We start from the raw sequence: 18,409 nt of genomic DNA, 5'->3' as shown, positions 1-18,409 counted from the left end.
AAATGCCGTTTCCCCACCTGTTGCAACCCTTAGATCTTGGCTTCACTCAGCTTAAAAATCGTGTATTGATGGGATCGATGCACACAGGGCTTGAAGAGGAAAAGGGGGGCTTTGAAAAACTGGCGGCATTTTATAAAGAGCGGGTAGAGGGCGGTGTCGGTTTAATTGTCACGGGCGGGATCTCGCCTAACTTTCGCGGACGATTGACCCCTCACGCCAGTCAGCTCAGTTACTCCTGGCAAGTCTCCAAACACAAGTTAGTAACCCAGGCGGTACATCAGGCGGGCGGTAAAATTTGCATGCAGATCTTACATGCCGGCCGTTATGCCTATCACCCGTTTGCCCTGGCGCCCAGCAAAATAAAGTCGCCCATCACACCTTTTACCCCATCGGCCATGTCCGGTAGGCAGGTCAGAAATACCATAAATGATTACGCAGCCTCGGCATTACTGGCTAGAAAAGCAGGTTACGATGGAGTTGAGGTGATGGGTTCTGAAGGTTATCTGATCAACCAGTTTATCTGCAGTCGAACCAATCAACGTCAGGATCAGTTTGGCGGCAGTTTTGAAAATCGGGCCAAGTTTGCCGTCGAGATAGTCAAAGCTATACGCGCGAAAGTGGGCAGCCAGTTTATTATCATCTTCAGATTATCTATGTTGGATCTGGTGGAGAATGGCTCAACCTGGGACGAGGTGGTTAGCCTGGCAAAACTGCTTGAACAAGCAGGGGTAACCATTATCAACACAGGTATTGGTTGGCATGAAGCGCGGATCCCAACCATTGCCACCAGTGTTCCCCGAGCCGCGTTTTCCTGGGTGACCGAAAGGCTGAAAAAAGAGGTCAAACTCCCTCTTATCGCCACTAACCGTATCAATACCCCTGAGATAGCCGAGCAGATCATCGCATCCAATCAAGCCGATATGGTCTCCATGGCAAGGCCTTTTCTTGCCGACCCGGATTTTGTGAATAAGGCCGCCGGGGATGAGGCACATCTGATTAATACCTGTATTGGTTGTAATCAGGCTTGCCTGGATCATACCTTTTCCATGAAACGGGCGACCTGTTTAGTGAACCCCAGAGCCTGTTATGAAACCGAGCTTAACTTCCTGCACGCGGCCCATAGAAAACGTATCGCCGTAATGGGGGCAGGGCCTGCCGGAATGGCATTTTCCGTTTTTGCCGCTTCCCGTGGTCATCAGGTGGTTTTGTTTGAGGCAAACTCAGAAGTTGGCGGCCAGTTTAATCTCGCGCGTAAGATCCCAGGTAAAGAGGAGTTTGATGAGACCATTCGCTACTTTACCGAGCAGATCAAGCGTCAACAGATAGATCTCAGGCTCAATACACGATTGGACGCAGCTGCCGTGCGCGATGAACATTTCGATGAGCTGGTGATCGCCGCAGGTGTAATTCCCCGTGAGTTGCACCTGCCAGGTTTCGATTCCCCTAAGGTTGTTAATTATCAGCAAGTGCTGCGCGGCGAAGTGACCATCGGACAAAAGATTGCCCTGATCGGCGCCGGCGGGATTGGCTTTGATATGGCGCACTATCTTGCAGAAACCCAGTCGAGCACCTTAAACCCAGAGCAATGGCGTAAACAGTGGGGCATTGACACTCAATACCAAAACCGCGGCGGCTTAACCGAGCCAGTTTTAGCGCATGCAGAGCGGCAGATCTACCTGCTGCAGCGTAAAACCACCAAGATGGGTAAGGGGCTTGGTAAGACGACGGGCTGGATCCATCGCAGCGTGCTGAAAAACCATCGCGTGAATATGTTATCCGGCGTGAGTTATGAGAGGTTTGATGAGCAAGGATTGCATATTAGCGTCGATGATAAAAAGCAGGTGCTTATGGTCGATACTGTCATCTTATGTGCCGGCCAGGAATCGAACCGCAGCCTAGTCGATGAGATGCTTGCCACGAACTTGCCTGTGCACTTGATCGGCGGCGTGGATGTGGCGGCCGAGCTCGATGCCAAGCGGGCGATCAGACAAGGGGCCGAGTTAGCCGCACAAATTTAACCTGCATCTAACGCCATTAACAGGGCTATACTCTATAACATATTGAAATTTAAGCTCACCAAAGGGTGAGCTTTTTTAATCTGAGCAGGAGAGATAAATGGGAGCAAAAATGCGTGTCTATCTTGGATTGGCCCTTTTAGGTGCAACATTTTCTGTATCTTTGGCTGTGTCTTTACCAAGCTATGCAGAGCAAACTCAGCTTGATAAGGCTCAGAACGATCAAATGCAGTTCGATCAGGCGCTGGCGACTGAGCTGGGCGCCGATGACTATGGCATGAAGCAGTATGTTATGGCATTTTTAAAACGAGGACCCAATCGCGATCAAGATGCCAAGGAGGCTAATGCCTTACAGGCAGCACATCTTGCTAATATCGGTCGTTTGGCAAAACAGGGAAAGCTTGTGCTAGCAGGACCGTTCCTCGATGACGGAGAGCTCAGAGGGATCTACATCTTTAATGTCACTTCGGTAAAGGAAGCCGAAGAGCTGACCGCATCGGATCCTGCCATTCAGGCAGGACGGCTGGTGATGGAACTGCACCCCTGGTATGGCAGCGCCGCCCTGATGCAGGTAACGTCCACCCATGGGCGTATCGCCAAGAAATCCATGTAGCAAATGATGCTGAGGAGCCAAGTGCTAAAGTGTTGGGGGTGAATTTTCAAAGTTCAGCCTAAGCGCCCAACAACAAAATCTCAGTAGCAGAAGCGCTCTTTTAACTGACACTCATAATGCGAGGATAGTGGATCACTTCGGCCTCATCGAACGAGAGGTCTAAATCCAGATCTGTCTGGGCATGGCAGCAGCAGGGCAGGCATTCGTTCTCTTCCAGCTCCACTAAAGGTTCGGTGTGATAGCTGACAGTGCCGCTGTTTAAGCGGGTTTTACAAGCGCCGCAAAAACCATTGCGGCACTCTGAAAATAGTCTAACCTTCTTTTGCTCTAAAGCATGCAGCAGACTCTGGTGCTCTTGGGTATACAAGAGCACAGGCTGGCCGCGAAGGCTGACGATAGGGGCCTTCTTAAAAAGACTCTTATTACAGGTCAAAGTCGGCGAACTCACTTTCATCGATTGAGGAATCGATTTGACCGACCAAATAAGATGAGACTTCCACTTCCTGAGGAGCAACTTGCACTGAGTCACTCTCCAGCCAGTTCTTCATCCAGGGCAGGGGGTTACTCTGCTCTCCATAAGGGCTGATTAGATTAACGGACTTCATTCGCTCTGTGGTGATATATTCAACATACTGAGACAGGATCTGTTCATTTAGACCTATCATTGAGCCATCTTTAAACAGGTATTTGGCCCACTCTTTTTCCTGCTCGGCGGCTTTGACAAAGATTTCGGTGGCAATGTCGCGGCACTCACTGGCGATTTCGCCCATTTCGGGATCATCCTTGCCGGCCTGCATCAACTTGAGTATGTGCTGAGTACCGTTAAGGTGCAGGGCTTCATCGCGGGCGATTAAGCGGATGATTTTAGCGTTGCCTTCCATTACCTTGCGCTCGGCGAAAGCAAATGAGCAAGCGAAACTGACATAGAAACGGATCGCTTCTAAGACATTGACCGACACCATACACAGATAAAGGGCTTTTTTAATCTCCCTTTGTGTCACTTCAATCACTTTACCCTCGATTTCGTGGTTGCCTTCACCATGGAGGTGATAGGCCTGGGTGAGGGTGATTAAATGATCGTAATATTCAGCAATGTCTGAGGCGCGCTTTAAAATTTCGTCATTGGCCACGATATCATCGAACACTACAGACGGATTGTTGACGATATTGCGGATAATATGGGTGTAGGAGCGCGAGTGAATGGTCTCAGAGAAGGACCAGGTCTCAATCCAGGTTTCCAGCTCAGGAATAGACACCAGAGGCAAAAATGCCACGTTGGGTGAGCGTCCCTGAATCGAGTCCAGCAAGGTCTGGTATTTCAGATTCGAGATAAAAATATGCTTCTCATGCTCAGGTAGGGCTGCATAATCAATTTTATCTTTGCTGACATCCACTTCTTCTGGGCGCCAGAAAAAAGAGAGTTGCTTCTCAATTAACTTCTCAAATACCTCGTACTTTTGAATATCGTAACGGGCAACGTTAACGGGTTGTCCCATGAACATAGGCTCGCGAGAGGCATCATTGGGTATTTGACAAAATGTAGAGTAGGCCATTTTTCGCATCTTCCAATATTGGGGGCGTGTGCCCCCTAAATTAATATCCACACTCGATCAGTTAAGTGATCTTAAATCTTAAGTGATCTTAAATCTTACAAGCGCCACCTGCGCAGCTGTCATCCTCTTTTTCCAGACTCACTATGTCGTCATGGCGATCAGAGGCTCCATCGCGGGTGTTATGGTAGTAAAGTGTTTTCACACCATATTTATACGCAGTTAAGAGATCTTTTAGCAGCACTTGCATTGGCACTTTTGAACCAGGGAAGCGCGATGGATCATAGTTGGTATTGGCAGAGATAGATTGATCGACAAACTTCTGCATTAAGCCCACTAACTGCAGGTAACCGTCGTTATTGGGCATCTGCCATAATAGCTCGTAGCTGTACTGGTACTTTTCAAAATCCGGCACAACCTGCTTAAGCTGTCCATCTTTGCTCGCCTTTACACTGATAAGTCCGCGCGGTGGCTCAATGCCATTGGTGGCATTGGAGATCTGCGATGAGGTCTCTGAAGGCATTAACGCAGAGAGGGTAGAGTTACGTAGACCATGGGTCATGATATCCGCACGCAGTGCTTCCCAATCCAAATGCAATGGCTCGTCACAGATCTTATCCAGCTCTCGCTTATAGGTATCGATAGGCAGGATACCTTGGGAATAAGTGGTTTCATTGAATGCAGGGCAGGCGCCTTGCTCTTTAGCCAGATTAACCGAGGCTTTTAAGAGATAGTATTGGATCGCTTCAAAGGTCTTATGGGTAATGCTGTTGGCAGAGCCATCTGAATAACGCACACCCTCTTTTGCCAGGTAGTTGGCAAAGTTGATAACTCCTATGCCTAGAGTACGGCGATTCATCGACGCCTTGTGGGCAGCGGTGATCGGGTAATCCTGATAATCGAGCAGACTGTCTAGGGCGCGTACGGCAAGGTCTGCCAATGGTTCAAGCTCGGCCAGATTCTTAATGGCGCCTAAGTTGAGTGCTGATAGAGTACAGAGGGCGATTTCGCCATCGGGATCGTCAACGTTATTTAACGGCTTAGTCGGCAGTGCAATCTCTAAACAGAGGTTAGACTGACGTACGGGAGCCACTTTTGAATCAAAAGGACTGTGGGTGTTACAGTGATCCACGTTTTGAATATAGATGCGGCCTGTCGAAGCGCGCTCTTGCATCATTAAGGCAAATAGATCCACCGCTTTAATCTGCTTTTTACGAATGCTGTCATCTGCTTCATATTGAAGGTAGAGACGCTCAAACAATTCTTGATCTTCGAAGAAAGCGTCGTACAGACCCGGCACATCCGATGGGCTGAACAGGGTGATCATGCCGCCTTTAATTAAGCGTTGGTACATCAACTTGTTGATCTGTACGCCGTAGTCGAGATGACGAATACGGTTATCATCGACCCCGCGGTTATTCTTCAATACCAGCAAAGATTCCACTTCCAGGTGCCACATAGGGTAGAAGAGGGTTGCCGCACCGCCACGTACACCGCCTTGTGAGCAGGACTTTACAGCTGTCTGGAAATATTTATAGAAAGGCAGACAGCCGGTATGGAAAGCTTCACCGCCACGGATAGGGCTGCCAAGAGCACGAATGCGGCCCGCATTGACCCCAATTCCCGCACGTTGTGACACATATTTCACAATAGATGAGGCGGTGGCATTGATGGAATCTAAGCTGTCACCACATTCGATCAGTACGCAAGAGCTAAACTGACGCGTAGGTGTACGCACACCGGCCATAATAGGCGTTGGCAGCGAGATCTTAAATGTCGACGTGGCATCGTAGAAATCCTTCACATACTGCAGTCTGGTTTCTCTTGGGTATTTAGCGAACAGGCAAGCGGCCACTAAGATATAGAGGAACTGTGCACTCTCGTAGATATCACGGCTCACACGGTTTTGTACTAAATATTTCCCTTCAAGCTGCTTTACTGCGGCATAGGAAAAGTTCATGTCTCGCCAGTGGTCAATATAGCTGTCGAGAATGTCGAGCTCTTCACGGCTATAGTCTTCAAGAATATGGCGATCATATTTGCCCATTTCCACCAGCTTGACGACATGGTCATAGAGGCTTGGCGGTTCAAACTGGCCGAAGGCTTTCTTACGCAGATGGAAGATGGCTAAGCGGGCAGAGAGAAACTGATAATCGGGAGACTCGGGGGAGATCAGATCGGCTGCGGCTTTAATAATGGTTTCATGGATCGCTTCGGTAGGAATGCCATCATAAAACTGCAGGTGTGAACGTAATTCTACCTCAGACACTGATACATTTTTCAGTCCATTGGCTGCCCAGGTGATCACTCGATGGATCTTATCGAGATCGATGATTTCACGTTCGCCACTGCGCTTTGTGACTTGCATATTGCTATTCATTGGAGATAAGCCTTGTAAATATCGCAACGTGATGAGGAGAAGCTCATGCTACGTTTCCGTGTAAAAAACAATTGAAGAGATTAGAAAAGGTTAAAAACAACACACTTCCCTAGTGTCTACAATTATGACCTACATACAATATATGGTGTTTTATATTTTCTAAGATACAAGATAGTGAGGTTGAAGGCATATTGCAAGAAGGAATTTATCGCATAAGTTGTGGATATCTTGGGGGTAAACAAAAGGGTTAGTAATGGCTAACCCTTGAAGCGTCTTTTGGGGTGTGTTCGTCCTTTTCGATTAACACATTTGTAACAAAATTTGATTTTGACAGTTCGCTACTTTTCTAATCGTTCTGGCTAAGATCGCTGCGATCCCTATATGATCTGAAGTCAGGGTTTGACAGCTGAGATTCGCACTCGAAGGGCACTAGTCAATTAATGGGATGACCTCTTCAGGCGTTTCAAAGCGGTAATCATGGGGCCAGCTATCTAGCTTGTCTGTCTTGGCGATATATCCCCACAAGGCGATTCCGCCTTGCATACCACTATTATATGCTGCCTGAAGATCCCGCTCGGCATCACCCAAATATAAAATGGAAGCTGGGGGACAATTTAGCTGCTGGGCGGCCAGTAGCATAGGGGCGCTGTGTGGCTTACTGTATCGAGTTGAATCGCCGCTGATAATGCTCGGCATCAAGTTGGCTAATTTAGTTGAGTTAACCTCAAGCGTGTCTAAAAGCGGTCTTGCAAAACGCGCCGCCTTATTGGTGACCACACCGAAGGGAATATTGGCTTTGATTAACGCCAATAGAAGTGTATCCATTCCCTCAAACAAACGAGAATGCTGGCCATTGATCTGTTGATAATGAGAGAGCAAAGATTGCTGTATTTTAACTTTTTCTGTGTCTGGCAACTCTGGCTGCGCCGCGCTGACTAAGGCCAAACTGCCATGTGATGCCGCATCTCGTACAGCTTCCAAAGGCTTAGGGGGAAAACCATGCTCTAGTAAAGCAAGGTTTAATGCATGGACGAGATCCGGCGCGGTATCGACTAAGGTGCCATCTAAGTCAAATAGCACGCCGCAAATTGGGGCTTTATGCGGCTTAATCTGCATCGACATCTTTGACTGTGGCAATCATATAGTTGACATCGAGGTTTTGGGTATAGCGGAAAATGCCGGTCAAGGGGTTATAGGTAATGCCCGTGGCATCTGTACTCACCAACTCAGCACGCTCTGCCATGGCAATCAATTCTGCCGGGCGGATAAACTTTTTATGATCATGCGTACCGACAGGCAGCATCTTGAGCAGGTACTCGGCGCCGAGAATGGTTTCAACATAGGCACGCAGATTACGATTTATGGTTGAGAAAAACACATAGCCGCCGGGTTTGACCATATCGCTGCAGGCCTGGATAACAGAGGCAGGGTCGGGCACATGCTCTAGCATCTCCATACAGGTCACCGCATCATATTGACCTCTATGGTTGTCGCGATGATCTTCGGCTGTGTTTTGAATGTAGTTGATTTCAACGCCCATCTCTAAGGCGTGCAGTCTGGCGACATCCAGCGGCTCACGGCCCATATCTAGGCCATCGACCTGCGCGCCAATTCGCGCCATGCTTTCTGACAAGATACCGCCACCACAGCCGACATCCAGCACACGTTTACCAAATAAGCCGCCAACGGTTTGATCAATATAGTTAAGCCTAAGCGGATTGAGTTTATGTAAGGGTTTGAATTCACCCTCTGGATCCCACCAAGTTTCAGCCATTTTTTCAAATTTTGCGATTTCCTGGGGGTCAACATTCAATTGCTTAGACACGATTCTCACCTTTAACTAGAGACCTTATTTTTGTTGTCATTATACCCATAGGGGGAGAGAAACAAAGGATAATCGGCGCAGAACCGAACAGATAAACCTCAGTCAGTTTTTTGGCGCACAAGCAAGCAGGGAAATTGCGCTTTATAGCCGGAATCATATATTTGAAGGGAAATCTCAATAGGGTCTAGCGACATTAATTTTCTGTGTTAGAATGCAAAATCACGTTTTCAGGCTTGCTGTTGTACTGCCTGTTTATTACGCAGTATTTTGTCAGCTAAATTTCAAGGGATCGAGCAGTTTATGACTGATCTGGCTTCATCTATAACACCAATTAATATTGAAGACGAATTAAAGAATTCATATTTAGATTACGCCATGAGCGTTATCGTTGGCCGGGCTCTACCCGATGTAAGAGACGGCTTGAAACCGGTTCATCGCCGCGTATTATTCGCGATGAACGAATTGAAAAACGATTGGAATAAACCCTATAAAAAATCGGCGCGTGTTGTTGGTGACGTGATCGGTAAATATCACCCCCATGGTGATACTGCGGTTTACGACACTATCGTGCGTATGGCGCAGCCATTCTCTTTACGCTACACCTTAGTCGATGGTCAAGGTAACTTCGGTTCTATCGATGGTGACTCGGCGGCGGCGATGCGTTATACCGAGATCCGCATGGAGAAGTTGGCCCACTCCTTACTGGCCGACTTAGACAAAGAAACTGTCGATTTTGTGCCCAACTACGATGGCACAGAATTTATTCCGGCCGTACTGCCAACGCGCGTACCGAATCTGCTGATCAACGGCTCCTCGGGGATTGCCGTTGGTATGGCAACCAATATTCCACCGCACAATATCACAGAAGTGGTTAAAGGCTGCTTAGCCTTGATAGAGGAGCCGAGTCTCTCTATCGAGCAGCTGATGGATCACATTCCTGGCCCCGATTTCCCAACGGCGGCGATCATCAATGGCCGTAAAGGCATCATAGATGCTTATAATACAGGCCGTGGCCGGGTTGTGATGCGCGCCAAAGCGGATGTTGAAACCGAAGATAGTGGTCGTGAGCGTATTATCGTGCACGAGATCCCTTATCAGGTGAACAAGGCCCGTCTGATTGAGAAGATCGCCGAGCTGGTCAAAGATAAGCGAATTGAAGGCATCAGCGGCCTGCGCGATGAGTCAGATAAAGACGGCATGCGCATCGTTATCGAAATTAAGCGCGGTGAAGTGGGTGAGGTGGTATTAAACAACCTCTACGCTCAGACTCAGATGCAATCCTCTTTCGGGATTAACATGGTTGCCCTGACCAATGGTCAGCCAAAACTGTTCAATCTTAAAGAGATGCTCGAAAGCTTTATCCTTCATCGCCGTGAAGTGGTCACCCGCCGCACCGTATTTGAACTGCGTAAAGCCCGTGAGCGTGCTCATATCCTTGAAGCATTGGCTATCGCACTGGCCAATATCGATCCTATTATTGCACTAATCAAAGCCTCACCTACGCCTGCAGATGCCAAAGAGCAGCTGATTGCACAAGGCTGGTCGCTCGGTAATGTACAAGGCATGCTGGAAAAGGCTGGTGATGATGCGGCGCGTCCAGAGTGGTTAGAGCCAGAATATGGTATCCGTGATGGACAATACTATTTAACTGAGCAGCAGGCTCAGGCGATCCTCGAATTGCGTCTACACCGCTTAACCGGTCTGGAACATGAGAAGATCCTGTCTGAATATGAAGAGTTACTGGTGGTTATTGCCGGTCTTCTGCATATTCTGCGCAGTCCAGAGCGTCTGATGGAAGTAATTAAAGAGGAGCTTGAAGAGATCCTTGAGCAGTATGGCGACGCGCGCCGAACTGTGATCAATGCCAATGAGATCGACATGAGCTTAGAGGATTTGATCAATGAAGAAGATGTGGTCGTTACCCTGTCGCATCTGGGTTATGCCAAGTATCAACCATTAAGCGATTACCAGGCTCAGCGCCGCGGTGGTAAGGGTAAGGCTGCAACCAAGGTGAAAGATGAAGATTTCGTCGAAAAACTCCTGGTTGCCAACACCCATGACACCATCTTGTGTTTCTCCGATTTCGGTAAGATGTACTGGCTCAAGGTGTATCAATTACCATTAGCGAGCCGCACCGCACGTGGTCGCCCCATCATTAACCTATTGCCGCTGGCTGATGGTGAGCATATTACGGCGATTCTGCCGGTGCGCGAATATGCCGAAGATAAGTACATTATCATGGCAACCGCTCACGGTACTGTGAAGAAGACGGCACTGACTGCTTATAGCAACCCACGTGCAAACGGCATCATTGCCGTTAACCTCAAAGATGGCGATCAGCTGATTGGGGTCGACATCACAGAGGGCAGCGATGACATCATGCTCTTCTCTAACGAAGGTAAAGTGGTACGCTTCAATGAGAAGGCCCGCGATTCTGAAACCGGTGAGGTGAAGATAGATCCTGAAACCGGTGAAGAAGTGATTGCGCTGCGCGCCATGGGCCGTACGGCAACCGGTGTCCGTGGTATCAAGCTCGAAGAGGGCCAAAGCGTGGTTTCGCTTATCGTGCCTAAAGGCGATGGCGCCATCTTAACCGTTACCGAAAACGGTTATGGTAAGCGCACTGCCTTATCTGAATACCCAGCTAAGAGCCGTGGTACTAAAGGGGTGGTTTCAATCAAAGTTAGCGAACGTAACGGCGCAGTCGTCGGTGCGGTCCAGGTTGGCGAAAATGATGAGATCATGCTGATCAGTAACAAGGGCACCTTGGTACGTACTCCGGCAACGGGTGTATCCAGTATTGGCCGTAACACTCAAGGTGTGACCATCATACGCACCGCAGAAGATGAATCTGTGGTTGGTCTGCAACGCATCGATGAGATCCAGGATGAGGTTGAGCTAGATGAAGAGGGCAATCCTATCGAAGTTCAGGCCGACAACGCTGAAGTGGATCAAACCGATGAGCCAGCAGCGGATACTGAGCCTAACGAATAGGTTTTAGTAACAATAACGGGCGTCCTTTAGGGCGCTCGTTTTGTTTCTGCTTCTGGTTCGGATAGCCAAAACGGATAACGTCATCCAAATGACTTTCAATTTAAAGCTTAAGCTTTAAACCTTAAATCAATCGCCATTGGATGAAATTTATCTCGTTTCTGAGTAGGTTTTATTGCACAATTTGATTAGATATAACTGAGTGTAGTTAGCTGACACAGATGTCAAAGGAGAAGAATGTGAGCACGACATATAATTTCTGTGCGGGCCCAGCCATGTTGCCACCTGCTGTAATGGAAAAGGCACAAGCAGAGTTATTGGATTGGAATGATCAGGGCGTCTCAGTAATGGAGCTCAGTCACCGCAGTAAAGAGTTTATCGCACTTGCCGATCAGTCTGAGGCAGACCTTAGAGAGTTAATGGCGATTCCTGACGATTATCATGTGCTCTTTATGCATGGTGGTGGACGCGGACAGTTTGCCGCTGTGGTGAATAATTTTCTTGGCAATAATGGCAGAGCCCTTTATCTCGTCGATGGCAGTTGGTCATCTGCCGCAGTTGATGAAGCAAAAAAACTGGCTGGCGAGAGCCAGATAGATACACTTAATATCGTCGAGAAGGCAGATGGTGTCAGCCGTGTGGTGATCCCAAGCCTCAGAGCGATAGATAAGGATTACCGCTATGTGCATTACTGTCCCAACGAGACAGTTGATGGTATCGAAATTTTTGATGACATCGATTCACCTTGGCCGCTTGTTGCCGATATGTCATCGAACATCATGTCCCGCGAGATAGATGTGAGTCGCTATGGGCTTATCTATGCAGGAGCCCAGAAGAATATTGGCCCGTCAGGCCTCAGCATAGTGATAGTTAAAGATGAGCTGCTTAAACTGCCACAGTTGCCCCAGGCTTCGATAATGGATTACCGCGTGGGCGTGAAATACGACTCTATGTTTAACACGCCGCCCACCTTTGCCTGGTATTTGGCGGCCGAAGTGTTCAAGTGGCTGAAAGCTGATGGCGGTGTTGCCGCCATGGCGAAAACCAACAGTGAAAAAGCGGCCTTACTTTATTCCTATATTGATGGTTCGAGCCTGTTTGAAAATCGCGTTGCACCAGAGAATCGCTCAAAGATGAATGTGACTTTTTATTTGAAAGATGAGTCGCTCAATGATGCGTTTTTGACTGAGTCCAAGGCCGCGGGCCTGGTTGCGCTCAAGGGGCATCGCAGTGTCGGTGGTATGCGCGCTAGCATCTACAATGCGATGCCATTGGCGGGCGTCAAGGCCTTAGTAAACTTTATGCAAAGCTTTGAAGCCAAGCACAGTGGTTAAGCGTGCTACTTTACCGGCTACTTTAGTGCAGTTTTAAAATCAAGGCTTAACTCGCTGCTGAATGTCAGTGTCATGATGTCATAAATAAAAAGAGCACAAGCTAGGCTTGTGCTCTTTTTATTGCTTATTAGATAGTTACTTTATCACTTGAGCAATAGCACTTGCCAGGTGATCCACATTATTATTGGCAATGCCCGCGATACTGATCCGGCTAGAGTCCACCATATAGATGGCGTGTTCTTTCTGGAGCGTGTCGACTTGTGATGGGGTGATCCCCAAGAAAGAGAACATTCCTTTTTGCTCCTGAATAAAACCGAAATCTCGGGTTACTCCTTTTTCCAGCAATTTATTCACCAATAGTGCACGATTATCATTAATGCGATCGCGCATCACTTTAAGCTCGTCTAACCATTGCTGCTTAAGTTCGCTCGACCCCAGAATGGTTTCAACAATGGCAGCACCGTGCGCCGGTGGCATAGAGTAGATACAGCGCACCACATAGAGTAAGACTGAGTATGTAATATCCGCCGCTTCGCTAGTTTTAGCAAGGATAGAACAGGCACCAATACGCTCACGGTAGAGGCCAAAGTTCTTTGAACAGGAGGAACATAAGATCATATCATTGACCGTTTCGGCCATCTTACGCACACCATAGGCATCTTGATCGACCCCATCACCAAAGCCTTGATAGGCCATATCGATAAGGGGGGTAAAGCCTTGAGTTTTAGCCAGCGAGCAGATGCTGTCCCATTGCGCTGGGGTTAAATCCATGCCACTTGGATTATGACAACAGGCGTGTAGTAGTACCACGTCATCGGTGCTGACTTGACCTAAAGCCGCAAGCATCTCATCAAATTTCAGGCACTTGTTGTCATAATCATAATAGGGATAAGTCTTAACTGTGAGTCCGGCAGCCTCAAACAGACCTATGTGGTTTGCCCAGGTTGGATCGCTGACCCAGATAACGGCGTTAGGCTTGATGCGCTTAATAAAGTCGGCGGCGACCCTGAGCGAGCCTGTACCACCTGGCGTGGAAACTGAGCGTATACGCTTGGCGGCCAGCGCTGAATGTTCACTGCCAAAAGCCAGCTCAGCAATCAGCTCATTAAATAGGGGTGAACCGGTAGGGCCTATGTAAACTTTGCTTTCCTCTGTGTCAATTCGGTGCTGCTCGGCACGTTTCACACAGTCTAAAATGGGGGTATGCCCAGCATCATCTTTGTAGACACCTACGCCCAGATCGATTTTATTGGCGCGGTTATCTTGTCGATATTTTGCCATCAAACCTAGAATAGGATCGGCAGGCATAGGTGAAAGTGTTTCAAACATCATCGGGCACCTTTTTATAACTGATTTAATGTAATGAGTAGTCTAATTGTTCTGATGACATAGAATAAACTGATTTTGCCGTAAAATAACAGTAAATAAGGCTAATTCGCAGGGCAATGAAAATGGCAAACATTCATGCCAGCCATAAGGTTTAACCAAATCCAAGTAGGCGTAAATGGGTGTTTTTAGTTAACTCGCGCCTAAAACTGACATTTTTTAACGAAAAACAGAAAAAACTATTGAATAGTGCGCCTCAATCAGTAATTTTATAACAACGAGGTTCAAAGTATTTTTGAGCAAAAGCCCTTTTGAGCAACTCACCATTTTGTCGTGATGGTAAAACTCGTTAACCCCGCCTGGATACTACAACCTAGGCATTGATAGAAGAAGTGATTAATGAAGCAGCTACGACTCGACCCCATCAAAAAAGTGCAAGGTACTATCAATATCCCCGGCTCAAAAAGCATCTCTAATCGTGCCTTGCTGTTAGCGACCCTGGCCTCAGGAACCACTCGATTAACCAATCTGCTCGACTCCGATGATATTCGATATATGCTCAAATCACTAAAGCAGTTAGGAGTCAATTACCGGTTATCAGACGACAAAACAGTGTGTGAACTCGATGGCATAGGTGGTGTACTAAGCAGTGACCAGGCCCAAAGCCTGTTTTTAGGTAACGCAGGTACCGCTATGCGGCCGCTCTGTGCCGCACTTACCTTAGGTCGCGGCCAATTTACCCTGACCGGTGAGCCGCGCATGGAAGAGCGTCCCATCGGCGATCTTGTCGATGCGCTGCGGATTCTCGGTGCCGACATTCAATATCTCAAGAACGAGGGCTTTCCACCGCTTACCATCAATGCCACTGGCCTTAATGGCGGTGATGTTGAAATTGCAGGGGATCTCTCCAGTCAATTCTTGACTGCGCTCTTGATGGTAGCTCCGCTGGCGAAAAGTCATGTGAATATAGTGATCAAGGGCGAACTGGTTTCTAAGCCCTATATCGATATCACCATCGCGCTGATGGCGCAGTTTGGTGTCAAAGTGATTAATCATGACTATCAGAGTTTCGAAGTTGAAGCGGGACAAACTTACCGCTCGCCTGGCACAGTGCTGGTTGAAGGGGATGCGTCATCTGCCTCCTACTTTTTAGCCGCTGGGGCAATTAGAGGCGGCGAAGTCAAGGTCACAGGCGTTGGCCTTAAAAGTATTCAAGGGGATGTGAAGTTTGCCAATGTGCTCGAGCAGATGGGCGCCGAGATAGAGTGGGGCGATGACTACATTATTGCCCGCGCAGGTGAACTTAATGGGGTCGATCTCGATCTTAACCATATTCCTGATGCAGCCATGACCATTGCGACAACGGCCCTGTTTGCCAAAGGGACCACGCGCATACGCAATATCTATAACTGGCGTATCAAAGAGACAGATCGCCTAGCCGCAATGGCCACAGAGCTAAGAAAAGTGGGGGCGCTGGTCGATGAAGGGCTCGATTACATTAGCGTCACGCCACCTACTGTGCTCAATAGCGCAAATATCGATACCTATAATGACCACCGCATGGCCATGTGTTTCTCTATGATGGCATTTGCAGACTGCGGGATCACCATTAACGACCCTGAGTGCACCTCTAAAACCTTCCCTGGTTATTTCGATGCCTTTACCGGATTGGCGGTATAGCACTTCACAGAAAAGTGAGACTTGTGATCGGGTCTCATTTTCCATCGCTTAAATCAAAACATCTCACCGACGGGCTAAGTTTTTACCGCCTTTAGTGCGCTTTTCATGTATAATGCGCGCGCACTTTTCATATGGGTGATGTTTCGGTTTTTAGGGAAGCAGATTAAATTTGGAGAAAAATATGTCACAACGGGCTCCTATCGTCACAATTGACGGTCCTAGCGGTGCGGGAAAAGGAACGGTAAGTCAAATCCTTGCAACTCGATTAGGTTGGAAGCTGCTCGACAGCGGTGCCATTTATCGCGTGCTTGCCCTCGCAGCAATTCATCATAATGTCGAACTCGATAATGAAGCCTCTCTGGCTCTACTCGCCGCGCACCTAGATGTGCAGTTTATCACCACAAAAGCCAATGGCATTAAGGTCGTATTAGAGGGGGAGGATGTTTCCCATTCGATACGCACTCAGGAATGCTCCAATGCTGCATCAAAAGTCGCTGCATTTCCCAGTGTGCGCGAAGCCTTGCTGCGTCGCCAACGTGCTTTCGCCGAGATGCCTGGGTTAATTGCCGACGGTCGTGATATGGGAACCGTTGTTTTCCCCCATACACAGGCGAAACTTTATTTAACCGCTTCGGCTGAAGAACGCGCCCAAAGGCGCTATAATCAGTTGCAGGACAAAGGCTTCGATGTTAATATCGACCGTCTTTTGGCCGAAGTCATCGAACGTGATGAGCGCGATATGAATCGCCCCGTTGCGCCTTTGATTCCAGCTGAGGATGCTCTTGTTATCGATACGACGACAATAGCCATTGATGAGGTTGTCGAGCTCGCACTCGCGCACATCAAGCAAAAATTACCTGACGTTAGCCTGTAAGGGCTGACGTTTTACTATTTGTCACACGGATGGGACAAATGATTAATCTGACTCCACGTTCAGGATGAACGATGGTTTATTACTTAAAGTAAATTAAACATGACTGAATCTTTTGCTGATCTATTTGAACAATCCCTTCAACAACTTGAGTTCCGTCCAGGTTCTATCGTTCGTGGTACTGTAGTATCAATCCAGAACGGTATGGTACTGGTTGACGCTGGCCTTAAGTCTGAAAGCCCAATCCCAGCTGACCAATTCAAAAACGCACAAGGCGTTTTAGAGATCGCTGTAGGTGACGAAGTTGACGTAGCCCTAGACTCTGTTGAAGACGGTTTCGGTGAAACTCAGCTTTCTCGTGAGAAAGCGAAGCGTCACGAAGCGTGGATCGTTCTAGAAAAAGCGTACGAAGATGCTGAAACTGTAATCGGTATCATCAATGGTAAGGTTAAAGGCGGTTTCACTGTTGAATTAAACGGTATCCGTGCATTCCTACCTGGTTCTCTAGTTGACGTGCGCCCAGTTCGCGACACCGCTCACTTAGAAAACAAAGAATTAGAATTCAAAGTTATCAAGCTAGACCAGAAGCGCAACAACGTTGTTGTTTCTCGTCGTGCTGTTATCGAATCAGAAAGCAGCGCAGAGCGTGATGCACTTCTTGAAAACCTACAAGAAGGTCAAGCTGTTAAGGGTATCGTTAAGAACCTGACTGACTACGGTGCATTCGTTGACCTAGGTGGCGTTGACGGCCTGCTACATATCACTGATATGGCGTGGAAGCGCGTTAAGCACCCATCTGAAATCGTCAACGTTGGTGACGAAATCAACGTTAAAGTACTTAAGTACGATCGTGAGCGTACTCGCGTATCACTAGGTCTTAAGCAACTTGGCGAAGATCCATGGTTAGAAATCAGCAAGCGCTACCCAGAAAACACTAAGTTAACGGGTCGCGTAACTAACCTGACTGACTACGGCTGTTTCGTTGAAATCGAAGAAGGCGTTGAAGGTCTGGTACACGTTTCTGAAATGGATTGGACTAACAAGAACATCCACCCATCTAAAGTTGTTAACTTAGGTGATGAAGTTGAAGTTCTAGTATTAGACATCGATGAAGAGCGTCGTCGTATCTCTCTAGGTCTGAAGCAATGTAAGACTAACCCATGGGATGATTTCGCAGAGCGTTTCGCTAAAGGCGACAAAGTTACTGGTAAGATCAAGTCAATCACTGACTTCGGTATCTTCATCGGTCTTGACGGCGGTATCGACGGTCTGGTTCACCTGTCTGACATCTCTTGGAACGGTACTGGCGAAGAAGCTGTATCTGAGTACAAGAAAGGCGACGAAATCAGCGCAGTTGTACTGTCAGTTGACCCAGAGCGTGAGCGTATCAGCTTAGGCGTTAAGCAAACTGAAGATGACCCATTCAATGCTTATCTTGCAGATAAGAAGAAAGGTGCTATCGTAAACGGTACAGTTGTTGCTGTTGATGCGAAAGGTGTGACTATCGAACTAGCTGAAACTGTAGAAGGTTATCTACGTGTTTCTGATATTTCTCGTGAGCGCATCGAAGACGCGTCTACTGTATACTCAGTAGGTGACGCTGTTGAAGCTAAGTTCATGGGTGTTGATCGCAAGAACCGTTCTATCAGCCTGTCTATCAAAGCGAAAGACGAAGCTGACGAGAAAGAAGCGATGGCTAACCTGAACAAGCAAGAAGACGTTGCTATGAGCAATGCCATGGCAGAAGCGTTCAAAGCAGCTCGTAAGTAAATCGCCTGAAGTGCGGGGATGATAATTTCATCCCCGTTAGGTGACTGTGTTTGG

At 47.9% G+C, this 18,409-nt stretch carries 13 protein-coding genes; 7 read left to right on the top strand and 6 right to left on the bottom strand.

Features of this window, described 5'->3' with window-relative positions; translation table 11 throughout:
- The first annotated feature begins 2 nt into the window (after positions 1-2).
- The gene (locus LZP69_RS04350; RefSeq protein WP_234198976.1) at positions 3-2,018 is read left to right on the top strand and encodes an oxidoreductase; all 2,016 of its coding nucleotides are present in this window, start codon (positions 3-5) and stop codon (positions 2,016-2,018) included.
- A 97-nt stretch (positions 2,019-2,115) separates the two neighbouring features.
- Entirely contained in the window at positions 2,116-2,628 is a 513-nt protein-coding gene (locus LZP69_RS04345) for a YciI family protein (RefSeq protein WP_234198975.1), read from the top strand.
- Between the two features lie 100 nt (positions 2,629-2,728).
- On the opposite strand, the gene yfaE is transcribed toward LZP69_RS04345, so the two are convergent.
- The 5 genes from yfaE to ubiG form a co-directional block, all read right to left on the bottom strand.
- The gene (gene yfaE, locus LZP69_RS04340) at positions 2,729-3,082 is read right to left on the bottom strand and encodes a class I ribonucleotide reductase maintenance protein YfaE (RefSeq protein ID WP_234198974.1); all 354 of its coding nucleotides are present in this window, start codon (positions 3,080-3,082) and stop codon (positions 2,729-2,731) included.
- The gene (gene nrdB, locus LZP69_RS04335; protein WP_234198973.1) at positions 3,051-4,181 is read right to left on the bottom strand and encodes a class Ia ribonucleoside-diphosphate reductase subunit beta; all 1,131 of its coding nucleotides are present in this window, start codon (positions 4,179-4,181) and stop codon (positions 3,051-3,053) included. Before nrdB ends, yfaE begins: the two co-directional genes overlap by 32 nt.
- An 88-nt stretch (positions 4,182-4,269) precedes the next feature.
- Entirely contained in the window at positions 4,270-6,558 is a 2,289-nt protein-coding gene (gene nrdA / locus LZP69_RS04330) for a class 1a ribonucleoside-diphosphate reductase subunit alpha (RefSeq protein ID WP_234198972.1), read from the bottom strand.
- A 429-nt stretch (positions 6,559-6,987) separates the two neighbouring features.
- Complete coding sequence (locus LZP69_RS04325; RefSeq protein ID WP_234198971.1) at positions 6,988-7,674, bottom strand: HAD family hydrolase; 687 nt, start codon at positions 7,672-7,674, stop codon at positions 6,988-6,990.
- Positions 7,664-8,383 carry a bifunctional 2-polyprenyl-6-hydroxyphenol methylase/3-demethylubiquinol 3-O-methyltransferase UbiG gene (gene ubiG / locus LZP69_RS04320; RefSeq protein WP_234198970.1) on the bottom strand — a complete coding sequence of 240 codons (720 nt, stop codon included), beginning with the start codon at positions 8,381-8,383 and terminating at the stop codon, positions 7,664-7,666. The genes LZP69_RS04325 and ubiG overlap by 11 nt, the downstream gene beginning before the upstream one ends.
- Positions 8,384-8,683: 300 nt before the next feature.
- On the opposite strand from ubiG, the gene gyrA reads away from it, so the two are divergent.
- A complete protein-coding gene (gyrA, locus tag LZP69_RS04315; protein WP_234198969.1) occupies positions 8,684-11,377 on the top strand; it encodes a DNA topoisomerase (ATP-hydrolyzing) subunit A in 2,694 nt (897 codons plus the stop codon).
- A gap of 236 nt (positions 11,378-11,613) precedes the next feature.
- Positions 11,614-12,708 carry a 3-phosphoserine/phosphohydroxythreonine transaminase gene (serC, locus tag LZP69_RS04310; RefSeq protein ID WP_234198968.1) on the top strand — a complete coding sequence of 365 codons (1,095 nt, stop codon included), beginning with the start codon at positions 11,614-11,616 and terminating at the stop codon, positions 12,706-12,708.
- A gap of 135 nt (positions 12,709-12,843) precedes the next feature.
- Here the strand turns inward: serC and LZP69_RS04305 are convergent, their stop codons facing one another.
- Positions 12,844-14,037: an amino acid aminotransferase gene (locus tag LZP69_RS04305; RefSeq protein ID WP_234198967.1), complete on the bottom strand. Its 1,194-nt coding sequence runs from the start codon at positions 14,035-14,037 to the stop codon at positions 12,844-12,846.
- Positions 14,038-14,433: 396 nt separating this feature from the next.
- Between LZP69_RS04305 and aroA the strand changes: the two genes are divergently transcribed.
- The 3 genes from aroA to rpsA all read left to right on the top strand — a co-directional run bounded on the left by aroA (position 14,434) and on the right by rpsA (position 18,355).
- On the top strand, positions 14,434-15,714 hold the full coding sequence (gene aroA / locus LZP69_RS04300) for a 3-phosphoshikimate 1-carboxyvinyltransferase (protein ID WP_234198966.1): 1,281 nt from the start codon (positions 14,434-14,436) through the stop codon (positions 15,712-15,714).
- Between the two features lie 181 nt (positions 15,715-15,895).
- Positions 15,896-16,588 carry a (d)CMP kinase gene (cmk, locus tag LZP69_RS04295; RefSeq protein WP_234198965.1) on the top strand — a complete coding sequence of 231 codons (693 nt, stop codon included), beginning with the start codon at positions 15,896-15,898 and terminating at the stop codon, positions 16,586-16,588.
- A gap of 99 nt (positions 16,589-16,687) precedes the next feature.
- A complete protein-coding gene (gene rpsA / locus LZP69_RS04290) occupies positions 16,688-18,355 on the top strand; it encodes a 30S ribosomal protein S1 (RefSeq protein WP_234198964.1) in 1,668 nt (555 codons plus the stop codon).
- Positions 18,356-18,409 lie beyond the last annotated feature (54 nt).

Source organism: Shewanella sp. AS1 (assembly GCF_021412565.1).
Taxonomy (GTDB): domain Bacteria; phylum Pseudomonadota; class Gammaproteobacteria; order Enterobacterales; family Shewanellaceae; genus Shewanella.
The sequence above is the reverse complement of the archived record's forward strand: the minus strand, read 5'-3'. Positions and strand labels throughout refer to the sequence as shown.